General features: G+C 63.4%; 10 protein-coding genes. 2 read left to right on the top strand and 8 right to left on the bottom strand.

The genetic code is table 11. From position 1 onward, the window contains the following. Positions 1 to 168 precede the first annotated feature (168 nt). Positions 169 to 1,473, top strand: a complete 1,305-nt coding sequence (locus AAFG07_RS14865; protein ID WP_342727930.1) for a glycosyltransferase — start codon at positions 169 to 171, stop codon at positions 1,471 to 1,473. A gap of 45 nt (positions 1,474 to 1,518) precedes the next feature. After that, positions 1,519 to 2,664: a hypothetical protein gene (locus AAFG07_RS14860; RefSeq protein ID WP_342727929.1), complete on the top strand. Its 1,146-nt coding sequence runs from the start codon at positions 1,519 to 1,521 to the stop codon at positions 2,662 to 2,664. Positions 2,665 to 2,706: 42 nt separating this feature from the next. Here the strand turns inward: AAFG07_RS14860 and AAFG07_RS14855 are convergent, their stop codons facing one another. The 8 genes from AAFG07_RS14855 to AAFG07_RS14820 form a co-directional block, all read right to left on the bottom strand. After that, the gene (locus tag AAFG07_RS14855) at positions 2,707 to 3,936 is read right to left on the bottom strand and encodes a glycosyltransferase family 1 protein (RefSeq protein WP_342727928.1); all 1,230 of its coding nucleotides are present in this window, start codon (positions 3,934 to 3,936) and stop codon (positions 2,707 to 2,709) included. Next, a complete protein-coding gene (locus tag AAFG07_RS14850; RefSeq protein ID WP_342727927.1) occupies positions 3,870 to 4,802 on the bottom strand; it encodes an NAD(P)-dependent oxidoreductase in 933 nt (310 codons plus the stop codon). Before AAFG07_RS14850 ends, AAFG07_RS14855 begins: the two co-directional genes overlap by 67 nt. A gap of 3 nt (positions 4,803 to 4,805) precedes the next feature. Further along, complete coding sequence (locus AAFG07_RS14845; protein WP_342727926.1) at positions 4,806 to 5,657, bottom strand: methyltransferase domain-containing protein; 852 nt, start codon at positions 5,655 to 5,657, stop codon at positions 4,806 to 4,808. After that, positions 5,647 to 6,216: a DapH/DapD/GlmU-related protein gene (locus AAFG07_RS14840; protein WP_342727925.1), complete on the bottom strand. Its 570-nt coding sequence runs from the start codon at positions 6,214 to 6,216 to the stop codon at positions 5,647 to 5,649. Before AAFG07_RS14840 ends, AAFG07_RS14845 begins: the two co-directional genes overlap by 11 nt. Then, positions 6,213 to 7,052 carry a methyltransferase domain-containing protein gene (locus tag AAFG07_RS14835; protein ID WP_342727924.1) on the bottom strand — a complete coding sequence of 280 codons (840 nt, stop codon included), beginning with the start codon at positions 7,050 to 7,052 and terminating at the stop codon, positions 6,213 to 6,215. Before AAFG07_RS14835 ends, AAFG07_RS14840 begins: the two co-directional genes overlap by 4 nt. Positions 7,053 to 7,200: 148 nt before the next feature. Further along, complete coding sequence (locus tag AAFG07_RS14830; RefSeq protein ID WP_342727923.1) at positions 7,201 to 8,298, bottom strand: glycosyltransferase; 1,098 nt, start codon at positions 8,296 to 8,298, stop codon at positions 7,201 to 7,203. Between the two features lie 3 nt (positions 8,299 to 8,301). Beyond that, positions 8,302 to 10,140 carry an asparagine synthase (glutamine-hydrolyzing) gene (gene asnB / locus AAFG07_RS14825; protein WP_342727922.1) on the bottom strand — a complete coding sequence of 613 codons (1,839 nt, stop codon included), beginning with the start codon at positions 10,138 to 10,140 and terminating at the stop codon, positions 8,302 to 8,304. Positions 10,141 to 10,142: 2 nt separating this feature from the next. After that, positions 10,143 to 11,696 (bottom strand): oligosaccharide flippase family protein, encoded by a 1,554-nt coding sequence (locus AAFG07_RS14820; RefSeq protein ID WP_342727921.1) that lies wholly within the window; start codon positions 11,694 to 11,696, stop codon positions 10,143 to 10,145. Between the last annotated feature and the right edge of the window lie 75 nt (positions 11,697 to 11,771).

Here is an 11,771-nt window from a genome sequence, read left to right as displayed (position 1 = left end):
TTCCCGGACCGATCGAAGCTGTTTTCATACGCTGCTGAAACCTGAGATAGCGATGGCTGGCCGCAACTCTGCGCCGCCTCTCCGGGACTGCATCGCATGGCCGTTTCGGACCAAACTTGTGCTAGAAGCTGCTGGCTGATGTTGAGTTGGCATCCATCGGATCCCTGAGTGAACAAGATCGAACCCATCGGACCGACGTCCCTGACGGAAGCGCCGCTTCCCGCCGACGACGTTGCATCTTCCCGGCCGGCCCGCCCTTCCGTCGCAGGTTTCGTCACGCGCGTGCTTGTTCGCGCGGCACGGCGCGCCACCGAGAAGCGTCTAGCGAAGGGAACGGTGCGTACCTTGTGGGCCGCCACCCCGATCCTCACCTTGCCGCTTCTCGCCCGCTGCGATCGAATGTTGGGATTTCGCTCCTCGTCGCTGGTGTTCAACACCTACTATGTGACGAGATCATTCGACATCAACCTCATCCTGTTCGAGGGATTTCTTCGACTGCTGCGCAGCCGAAGAGGTCTCGGCCTGTTTCGTCGCCTGGTTCTGGCGTGGGCCCTGCTGCGCTACGATATCTTCAACTACTTCTATGACCGCGGCCTGATGCTGAGCGATGGACGCTATGGCATCAACCCTAAGGAACTCGACCTCCTCTTCCAGTCGGGAAAGCGATTGTATACCTACGCCTACGGTGCCGACGTCCGAGCACGGGAATCAACGCTCGCACTCGGTCATCCGAACCTGTGCGAAGAATGCCCGTCCCCCGGCAAGTTCTGTGTCTGCACGACAGAGATGCACGCCTCATCGATCAACCGCCTCAAGGGCCGTGCCACCGCGCAGATCGCGATGGGGGATATGGTGACGTATGTGCCCGGCTGCCGGGACATGCACTACTGGCCGATTGACGCAAGCAAGCTCGCCGCAAGGCCGCCGGTCTACAAGGCCGGCGACGTGCTGAGAGTGGCACATGCGCCGAACCACGGGCACTTCAAGGGAACCAGGCTTCTGATCGAGGCGATTGATCGGCTGGTGAAGGAGGGCGAGAAGATCGAGCTGGTTTCCGTGCAAGGAGTTCCCAACAAGAAGGTCATCGAGCTTTTCGGCGCCTCGCACGTCGTTGCGGATCAATTCGTCGCAGGCTTTCACGGCTATACCGCCCTCGAGGCGATGGCCATGGCCAAACCCGTCCTGTGCTTTCTGCGTGACGACCGAATGATGGTCGATCCGGCAACCTGCCCGATTATCAACACCCGTCCCGACGAAATCTATGGTGTGCTGAAGCGATGCTTGAGGGGTGAGCTCGACCTGAACGAAATCGGCAAGGCGGGCCGCCGCTATGTCGAAGCGCATTACAGCTTGCAAGCGGTCGCAGCGAGGCTCGGAAGGCTCTATTGTGAAACTGCTGATCTGCCCGAGGATCTGCGGGCAAGCCTGACGAGGCGCGTCGGTGAGTTCGAGAGCGATGATCATGCCTCGTAGCCCTGTGCGGCCTTCGCGCCCGTCAGCGGATCTGAATACGCGCACATGAGAATCCTGCACGGACCAGTCAATGTCGGAAATCAGCCCTGGGTGCTGTCCCGCGCCGAACGGCAGCTGGGAGCATCCAGCGACGTGGTCGTTCGCAACGACACATGGCTCGGATACTCAGCGGACCGAGTGCTATCGGCAAGGGACGCCGGATTTCTCGAGACGGCCATTCGCAGCGCGGCGTTCGGTCTGAAGAACCAGTGGCATTACGATGTTCTTCACTACTATTTTGGACAGACTTTTCTGTCGCCGGGTTTCCCCCTCTCCGCGCCGGGATCTGTGCTCTCCCGGCCATCGCTGCTAACGGACGTCATCAACAGACTGGCGACCGCAGACCTGCACGCCGCCCGCCTGTTCGACAAGAAGCTGTTCATGACCCTGCAGGGTTGTGATGTCCGGCTGGCGAACGAGGGAAACAGGCGAAACGAATGGACGATGTGCGCCACGCAACACTGCGAGCTGTATCAAAGATGCACGGACGCTCTCGACCATCGGCGGCACTTCCTGATCGAAAAGGTTCTGCCGCTGTTCGATCGGGTCTTCTATCTCAATCCGGAACTCGGACACATCGTACCGAACGGCCAGTTTCTTCCATATTCAAACGTCGAAATCGAGAAGTTCGAAATTGTGCCGCCTTCCCAACAGGGACGGCTGAAGATCGTTCATGCCCCGACCGCCGGACGGATCAAGGGTACACCGATGATCCTGCAGGCCCTCGAACAATTGCGGTCACGGTACGACTTCGACCTCATCCTTGTCGAAAAAACGAGTCACGAGCAGGCGCTGGAGATTTATCGGTCGGCGGACCTTGCAATCGACCAGGTGCTGGCAGGCTGGTACGGAGGCTTCGCGGTCGAGATGATGGCGATGGGAAAGCCGGTCGCATGCTACATCCGGGACGAAGATATGATGTTCGTTCCGGACGCGATCAGGCGCGAGCTGCCTCTCTACCGGCTGAACCCGGGAGACCTTGCAGAGAGCATTGCCGCGGTTCTTGATCGCCGTTCCGAGTGGTCCATGCGCGGCCAAGCGTCGCGACTTTATGTCGAACGATGGCACAACCCGAAGCTCATTGCGCAGGCCATGCTGAGGGCCTACGAAAGCCCCAACTCCGACTTCGAGCTGGTCCCGCAGGCGAAATGAGGCCGGCGTTTCGCTCAACGTTTGCTTCCAACTTGGACGGGTTCAGACATCCTGTGCGGCCGCCCGGCGCATCGTCGCCGCGAAATTTGCCGCGAATGCACTGACGTTATCATCCTGATGCGGGACGACATTTCGAACGACGAGCCCGCGCGCCTCCCGTGACGCCTGCGTCAGATGATCCGCCAGCGCGACCGGATCATCGACGCCGAAATAGCGCGCAGCGCCGGCGGTCTGCTCCCGGTGCACATCGATGTCGGACAGGATCATCGGAACGCCGAACGACTTCGCCTCCTCGACCGTCGTGCTCCAGCCCTCGAAGCGCGACGGGTTGAGCAGGGCTGTGGAAGCCCGCAGCAGCGCGTAGACATGCGGCAACGGGATCACGCCGAGGTGACGAAAGTGCGTATCGAGGCCGCGCTTCCGGATCTCGGAGTTGACCAGATCGAAGTAGCCCGGCTCGCGCCGATCTTCCGTGCTGCCGGATGCACAGACAACGAGCTCGACCCCACGACGCTTCAGGATCGCCAGGGCGTCGACGACAAGCTGATGGTTCTTGTGGCGATAGAACTGATTGGGCAGATAGAAGTAGTTCGTCGGCAGATTGTACGCCGCGATCACCTCTGACGGGTCGATGTTCAGGAACGCGGCCGGCGGCTGGGTCGCGAAGCGAACGACGCTGACCCGGTTGCTGGCGCGTGGATAGTAAGCCGTGAAATCGCGCAAGGCGCTCTCGCTGCTCAGCATGATGGTCCGCCCTGACGCGATCTGAACCCGAAAGCCAATCTCGCGGCGCCAACGTGCAGTTCTTGGAAACAACTGAGGCAGCGAACGGTGCTGCAAATCCGGAATCCACGCCACGGCAGGGACAGGCAGCCGCCAGCCGAAGAAGCGCGCGGCTTCAACAACGACATCCACGCGCGCCGAGCGAATCGCCGCCGCGGCTCGGCGGTCCAGACCAAGCGCCAGTGCAGCAGCTAGACCTGGCTGTCCGTCGAACGCCTCCGATCGGACCACCTCGACGCCCGGTATCGCATCAAGCTCGTCGAGTTCACTCTCTTCGGCCTTGGTCCCGGCAAAGACGATGGGGGCAAATTCGCCCGGCAAAAATCGATCGAGTGCCGCGAACAGATTGCGCTGATAATTGTAGCCGCCGGCCCAAATCCGTCGCGAAATGTGACTGAACGCGAACCGCAATGGGCGGGACGTCACGAAGCCTGCCCCTTGAACCAGGCCACGTAATCGGCGAGGCCCTGATCGAGCTGAATGCGCCAATCGAAGCCGATCTTGCGCAGCATCGCAGCATCGGCCAACAGGCTCATGGGATCACCTGGGCGGCTGACGCCCGAGTGCCGCACAACCGTCTTGCTGCCCCACTGTCCGATGAGACCGGCGGCGATGTCGGCAACGCTCGTCCCCCGGCCCGAACCGCCATTGATGACCCGGAAGCCCTCCGGGGACGACGACGTTTCCGCGACGCTTGCAAGCAGCCTCGCGACGTCGCGAACGTCGGTCCAGTCCCGCATCTCGTTGCCGGTCCCACCGAGCGTGAGCACCTGCTCCTTGGCGTCGAGCCGCGAGCAGATGTCCCAGAGCAATTGTTTGCGCAGGTTGGGCCCATAGACAGAGAACAGCCGCACGACCGTGCAACGCAAGGCGAACGACCGCGCATAACTCGCGCACAATTGCTCCATCATCAGCTTGTGCTGCCCATACGGCGACATCGGAGTTACGATCGCGCTTTCAGCGATCGGGCCGAAATGGTCGGCGCCATAGACAGCCGCACTCGACGCCGCGATCACCGCGCAGTCTGGCGCGGATCCGCGCAGCCATTCGAGCAGCCGCGCGGTGCTCGCGACCGTGCGCGAAAAATCCTCGAACGGCCGCTCGATCGAGACGCCGACGGACGATCCACCAGCCAGATGAAAGACACGCGCCGGCAGCCCGTGCGCAGCCGCAAGCGCGTTGAGATTGGCCGCATCGATCTCGCCGTTGATCCAGCTCTGCAAGCCGAGCCGCCGGGCTTCGGTTGCGTCAAGCGCGCCGTGTCCGACGCCATGCACCGCATGGCCTGCCCCCGCCAACGCATGCGCGAGATGGCGGCCGATGAACCCGTTCGCGCCTGTGACCCAGACGATCATCGCTCAAGCCTTGTGACAGACAAAGGAATAGAGCCGGCCCGGTCGATTGTCGAAGCGTTCGGCCATCGACAGCAGCGATCCGAACACCCAACTTGAAGCAAGCGCAGTTCGCCAAAGCGGAGCAACCGGAATCTTTTGCGACAACTTGGTCACGATCGCGGCCTTCAGGGTCTCCGAAGTGTAGGGAAACAGGTTGATCGGACTTTGCAGCGGCGCCAGCGTGTCGACCGCGGAGAATCCCGCGGTGGTCAGCGCGCCGGTGTAGCGATCGAGCAGGAACGCATGTTCGCCGCCGTAAAGGTGATGCAGCGGATGCTGCGCAAGGAACTGCGGAAGATCCGCCTCCTTGCTGATGACATGCTCGCGCGCCGCGATCAGCATGCCACCAGGCCGCAACACGCGAAACATCTCCCGGCAGGCCCCCTCGAGATCGCGCGTATGGTGCAGCACAGCGCGGGCGAAGACGAGATCGAACGTCGCATCGGCGAACGGCAGCCGCTCGGAAAACTCCTCAACCACCTGGATCGGCAATTGCGTCTGTTGCGCCAGGCCGCGGATCGCCGCCCCTCCCACGATCGCGCTCGGGTCCGGTTCGAGCGCCGTCACGGCAAAGCCGGTTCGAGCGAGCGCGTAGCTCGCGATGCCGCGACCGGCTCCAACGTCGAGCGCGGTACCTGACCGGCCGGCGAGCAGCGTTGCGACCGCTTGCCACTCGGAGCTCTGGAAATAGCGCTCGGCAGCGCCAACCAGCGGATCGTCGTAGAACGCGTCGAGCACAAGCTGGCGCTGGTCAGGCTGATTACGCAGCCAGACCACCGCATCCTCCCAAGTGGTAAACTTGCGCTCACCGTTCATCGGGGCCAAGCTCCCTTACCAGCACGGCCGGATTGCCCGCCACGATCGAAAACGGCGCGACATCCCGGGTCACGACCGCGCCGGCCGCGACGATCGCGCCCTGCCCAACCGTCACCCCGCGCAAGACCATTGCGCCCGCGCCGACCCAGGCATCATCGCAGAGCTTCACCGGGCTCTCGTCAAGCGAGATATCGTTCGGATGTCCGCGCGTGAAAATCTGCTGGACCTGCCGGTGCCGCTCCGTCGCCCGCAGCGGATGCGTGAGATTGTCGAAAACATTCGCCGAATGCGAGATCAGAACGCGGTTGCCGATCTCGATCGAGGCCGCCGACCAGATCCGGGTTCCCTCGCCGACGTAGCACCATTCGCCGATTTTGATCTCCCCACCATGCGCGAAGGTCAGGAGTTCGCCCAGGATGCGGCTGTTGCGGCCGACGACGATCTTGTCGGAATCGCCACGGATGTTTCTGATCCTGGCATGACGGCCGAGCGCTGCGTCTGGTTGCAAGCGGCACGTCGCGCGACCGAGCAGACGCTGGATCAGATAATCGAGATTCATGCCGTCAACTGCAGGCACGCGACGGCGCGCGACGACGCCGCAAGGTCGTTGCCCTGCCCCTTGCCGGTGTGGATGTCGAAAACGGTGGCGTCGGCGAGCGCCTCGGCGCTCTGCCGCGACCAGCCTTGTCGCGAATAGCCGAAATAGTCGACATGATGAGACACCGCGCCGAATGCCTCGATGATCCGCTCGATCATGGCAAGGTCGAACACCTGATACCAACCGAGATTCTCGCGTTTGCCGAACGGCACCGAGATCAGGCAGGTGCCGCCGGGCTTGAGAATACGCTTGAACTCCTGCACCGCCGGAACAAAGCCGTCCCGATCGGTCTCCGCGTCGCGCGGGTCGCCCGTGTACAGCATCTGATTATCGAGGCCGATGTGCTCGATCGTCGAAATGCTGGCGACGGTGTCGAAGACCTGATCGCCGAACATCGTCTTGCGGAGATCGCCGAACACATAGGAGTAGCCGTCATGCCAATAGCACCGCCGCTCGGGTGCCAGCGTCATGATCGTGAGATCCGCGCCGCGCAGCGGCGGACGCTGCAGCAGGAAGTCATGGTTGAAGGTCGACCCCGCGTCCAGCATCTTGCCGACATTGCTCAATCGGCCATAGACCCAGGGATATTCCACCACGCGCTCGTCCATGGCGACGCCGTAGCCCGGTGGAAGCTCCTTTCCTGCCTGAAGCAAGCCGGCGTCGATGGCCGCAGTAATCGTGTCCCGCTTGACCGTCTGATAGCCCGGCCCGAACGGCCGCGGCCGCAATCTGAACAGCGGCACGGCAAGCCCGTCGGCCACCCATTTCAGTCGATGGATCAAGTCACTTGCAGACATCATCTCGGCCCGATCGCCCGCCCACCGGCCGGCACTGTGCACCGTCTAGAGCCTTTTCGGCTCCGATGGAATCGGAACGGGGCTCCAGACTCTGGTTTCGGCGCATTTTCTTTACGCGAAACGGCATCTGCTCCGCTCGAAAAGCCCTCTAGCACGGCTCGATCCGCGCGACGAGATCGGTAAACTGGGCCCATTGCGAGGCCTTGCTGTAGGTCTGCTGCACGCGCCTCCTGCCGGACGCGGCGATGGCGGCCCATTGCGGCCAATCCTGCAGGCTGCTCGAAATCGCCTCGGCTGCCCCTTCAGGCGCGTCGTAGGTGCGCATCGTCACATCCTCCTGCATCGCCTCCGGATAGTTGCCGGAATCCGACACGAGCAGCGACCCGCAGCCCATCGCCTCGAAGCAGCGCATGTTGCCGCGGTCGTTGCCGGCCATGTCGATTGCGCCGTTGAGCACGATCTTGGCGGATCCGAACAGCTCGTAGAGGTCCCTGCCGAACAGCGGCAGCCGCGCTATTCGCGCGATGACGTCGGGCCTGCGGTGCTTTTGCAGCGGCAGCAACCGACCGACCGCGCTTTCGGCAAGCCGTGTCAGCCGCGACGCATCGAGGCAGAACACGATCTTGCGTTCAGCGGCCAGAGCCGCGACCTGTTCGAGCGTCCTGCCCCTCGCACTGTGATGCCGCGAATATCCACCGACAAACGCGACATCGATCGGCCGTTCGCCGTGGCCGTACTGTTCCATGACAGGATCGATCGCGGGGAAGAACAGCTCCGCCCGGCAACCCTTGTTGCGCCAGGCCTCGAGGATCGACGGGAAGTTTCCAAGCACCGCGCCGTAGGCGGTCAGGTCGGCATTACCGGAGGGCGCCGCGCGCCAGCACAATGTCTTCTTCACACAGCCCGGAAGCCTGGCGATGAACGCACTCGGATAGCGCACCGGATCGAGATTGTAGAACACGTCGGTCCGGTGATGCTCGATCTGCGCGAGCAGAATGGCTTCGAGCGTCGGCGTCCCCTTCATGCCCTGCTCACGCGCCCACTGGCGCTGCAGCACTTCGTCATCGCCATTGGTGAAGAAGGCTTCGGGTGCACCGTCGAGCACGGGCGCGAGAAAATGTGCCGCGCCGAAGCGATCGTGCAGGAACACGTCGCGACGCGCCGCGAAGGTCGACGCTTTTGCCGCAAGCTGGTTCAGCCGCGGCAGATAGGACGGATAGAGACCGCTATTCTGGAACAGACGCATTGGTTATACGGACCTTGCCAACATCCATTTCATGTTCAGGTATGGCCAGATCCGGCCGACGGATTCCCAATCCCAGCTCTGCGATGCCGTCAAGTGGCCGACGGTCTTTCGAAGCGGCGCTTCGTCGACGAACTCGGCAAACGCCGGGACATTGCGATTGAGCAGGTCATTGGTCCAGCCCGCCAATGGCCCGTTCAGCCATTCCGGCATCGGCGAGTTGAAGCCGACCTTGCGGCGCGCGGTGCGGATACTCTCAGGCATCAGGTTTGCCATCGCCTGCCGCGCGACCACCTTGGTAATGCCGTCGGCCGATTTGCTGGTTTCCGGCAGCGCCATCGTATAGGTCACCAGCCGCCAGTCCATGAACGGCATGCGCACCTCGATCCCGTGTGCCATCGAGAGCCGGTCGAAATTGCGCAGAATGGTCGGCAGCGTGGTCGAGTGGAACATGCGATAGAGACGCCGGTTCAGCGCGCCCCACGCGTTCGGCAACTCGTCATCCTCGGCGACCAGCGGCAGCGCTGCGGGCATCGCCGTCAGGCCTCCCCGCAGGAAATAGTGCCCCTGGCGCCTGATCATCTGCGCCCGCAGGAAGTCGATGCCGCGTTGCGCCAGTTGCGATCGTGACGTGAGCGCGGCGGCGGCGTTCCGGATCCGGAATGCGGTCGACTGCCCCTCCTGCAGGTAGGCGCCCATCAATTCGTCCGCTCCGTGGCCGTCGAGCGACACGGTGACGTTGTGGCGCCGGAGTTCGCGATAGATCAGCCACGGCGCACTCGGCAGCCCGATATAGACATCGTCGTTGTCGTCAAGGATCCGATCAAGGTCGGTGAGCGCATCGGAGCGCCCGATCTCGAGAAAGCTCGGCGCCACGTCGGCCCACGCAGCCGCTTCCTCCGCCATCGGCCGCTCGTCGTTGCTGGCGCCGGGAAAGGTCGCGACAAAGGCGTGCCGCCAGGCGGTAGAGTCGCGCGGCCCCATGCCAGCCTTTTCATGGGTCGCCATCGCGCAGATCACCGCGGACGAGTCGAAGCCGCCGGACAGGCAGGTGCCGATCGGAACATCGCTGCGCATGCGCAGGGCGACGGAATCCTGAAACAGGTCGCGAAAGCGCGCGACGCGTTCGGATTCAGTATCAGGGATCGCGGGCAGATGATCCACGGTCCGCCACCAGCGGCGGACCTGCACGCGCCCCTGGCGCAACCACATGCAGTGCCCGCCCTGCAGGCGACGCAGTTGCGCGAACAGGGTGCGCTCGCTGCCTTCGATCCCGAACGGGTCTAGCAACAGCCGCCGCGCCACGTCGACATCGAGCGACGTCTCAACCAGCCCGCTCCGCGCCAGCGCCCGCTGCTCGGACGCGAACACGAACCGCTCGCCTGACAACGCGTACAGCATCGGCTTGATGCCGAACCGATCGCGCGCAAGGAACAGATCATCCGTGACGGTGTCGTAGATCGCCAGCGCCCACATGCCGTTGAAGCGCAGCAGCATGTCCTCGCCCCACGCCTGCCAGGCGGCAAGGATCACCTCGGTGTCGGACTGGCTGCGGAAGGCCACGCCCTTCGCCTCGAGTTCGCGCCGCAGTTCGAGGAAGTTGTAGATCTCGCCGTTGTAGACGATCACGTGGCGGCCATCGCCTGATGCCATCGGCTGATAGCCGCCCTCGCCGGGATCGATGATGGCAAGCCGGCGATGGCCGAAGGCGACGTTTCGCTTCGCGTTGAACCAGGTGCCCTCGCCGAACGGACCACGATGCGCAATCAGGCTGGTGAGCCGCGAGATGTCGGCTGGGTCCACGGGGCCGCCGCGCAGATTGACGATGCCTGCGATACCACACATGTCTAGGCGGCCTTGAAGGGCAAGAAGCGAGTGATGATGACGTGGAGGTCCCGCCAGCAGACGGCGCGATAGGGACCGAGCTGCGACACGGCGACGGCGGCGACAAAGATCGCCGCCGCCGACACGCCGTAGAGCGACACCACATACCACCATGATGGCGCGTGGTCGAACGAGATATGGCCAAGCTGCGCGCGCAGCACCAGCGCAACGGCGATGCCCGTGCCGAGCGGGATCAAGACGAAATGCAGCATCCGTGACCACATGGCCGAGAGCCTGAAGGTTCGCCGCAGCAGCAGCACCGTGACGACCATCTGGGCAACCATCCCGACGCAGGAGCTCCAGCCGGCCGCCTGCCAGCCGAAATACGGCAACGCAATGGCGCTGGTCGCCAGTGTGAAGAAGCCGGTGACAAGCGAGATCAACGCGTTGAAGCTGGAGCGTCCCTGCGACAGCAGATAGAACGCGAACACGTTGGCGCTCGACCCCAATATCCCGCTGATCGCAAGCACCACCAGTACGAGCTGCGCCTCGGCGGCGACCTCGGCGCCGGTCCATCGATACAACAGCGCCCCGGCAACCGGGATCAGGCCGCCAAGCGCGCTTGCGGCAAGCACGTTGAGAATCCAGGACGAGCGCAGCAGCAGGTCGACCTTGCGATCGTCATCCTCCTTCTGCAGCGTGCTGAAGAACGGGAACAGGATCTCGCCGATCTTCAGCACGCCGATATAGACCGCCTCCTCCAGTCGCTGCGCGACGCTGTAGAAGCCAACGAATTGCGGCTGCAGCAGCGCGCCGAGCAGGTAGCGGTCCGCCTGGCCGGCAAACAGCGCGCCGCTTTGTGCCGCGACCTGCCAGCCGCCAAGTTTCACGAGTGCGCGCAGCGCACTGCGATCGAGCACGGGCCGTGCCAGCCAATCGCTGATCGCATGCCGCGACCAGGCGAAGGCCATCAGGAGATTCGTCGCGAAGCCCAAGGCCTGACAGCCGATGAAGGTCGAGGCGCGCGGCGCGTATGGGATCAGCAGCAGCATCGACATCGTCGTCACCACCGTGCCGGTGATGCTGATCGACGCGATCCGCCGGTAATCCTGGCGCGCCGTGAACAGGGAGAGGAAGACCGCAAACAGGCACTGGAACAGCCAGCCGGCACCGGCCAATGCAAAGGCAAGCCCGAGGTCGTCGGACGCCGGGCCACCCAGGTGAAATCCCAATCGCGCGAGCGGCGGTCCGGCAAGGATCAGCAAGGCCGAGATCAGACACCCCACGGCGATGGCGAGCGCAAGGGCGGTCGAGAAGAAACGCCGTGCCTCGCCGCGATCGGACGGCTCCAACCGTTGCGCGAGTTCGCGCGCCGTCGAGAGGCCGAGCGCATTGCTGAACATCAGCGCGGGCGCGACGCAGGCTGTCACCAGGCCCGCAACGCCGAAGGCGGCAAGGCCGAGCCGGAAGATCACGAACGGGAGAATCGCGAGGTTGAGCAAAACCGCGACCGCGAACGCCGTCGCGTTCCATGCCGAATTGCCGAGCAGATGGGATGGACCCTTTTTCACCGCCATGCCCGCTTTCGGTCCATCGCCTCGATGCGCCTCAAGTGCCTCTTCCATAAGGGCAAAAACTCACTCGGATGGCGA

Origin of the sequence: Bradyrhizobium sp. B097 (assembly GCF_038957035.1) — a bacterium.
In the GTDB taxonomy this organism is placed as follows: domain Bacteria; phylum Pseudomonadota; class Alphaproteobacteria; order Rhizobiales; family Xanthobacteraceae; genus Bradyrhizobium.
This window is presented reverse-complemented; position numbering and strand designations above follow the sequence as displayed.

What these genes read in the sequence shown, in the direction of transcription:
- AAFG07_RS14860 (WP_342727929.1), top strand. Translation starts at nt 1,519, where the DNA reads ATGAGAATCCTGCACGGACCAGTCAATGTCGGAAATCAGCCCTGGGTG.
- AAFG07_RS14850 (WP_342727927.1), bottom strand. Translation starts at nt 4,802, where the DNA reads ATGATCGTCTGGGTCACAGGCGCGAACGGGTTCATCGGCCGCCATCTC.
- AAFG07_RS14845 (WP_342727926.1), bottom strand. Translation starts at nt 5,657, where the DNA reads ATGAACGGTGAGCGCAAGTTTACCACTTGGGAGGATGCGGTGGTCTGG.
- AAFG07_RS14840 (WP_342727925.1), bottom strand. Translation starts at nt 6,216, where the DNA reads ATGAATCTCGATTATCTGATCCAGCGTCTGCTCGGTCGCGCGACGTGC.
- AAFG07_RS14835 (WP_342727924.1), bottom strand. Translation starts at nt 7,052, where the DNA reads ATGTCTGCAAGTGACTTGATCCATCGACTGAAATGGGTGGCCGACGGG.
- AAFG07_RS14830 (WP_342727923.1), bottom strand. Translation starts at nt 8,298, where the DNA reads ATGCGTCTGTTCCAGAATAGCGGTCTCTATCCGTCCTATCTGCCGCGG.
- asnB (WP_342727922.1), bottom strand. Translation starts at nt 10,140, where the DNA reads ATGTGTGGTATCGCAGGCATCGTCAATCTGCGCGGCGGCCCCGTGGAC.
- AAFG07_RS14820 (WP_342727921.1), bottom strand. Translation starts at nt 11,696, where the DNA reads ATGGCGGTGAAAAAGGGTCCATCCCATCTGCTCGGCAATTCGGCATGG.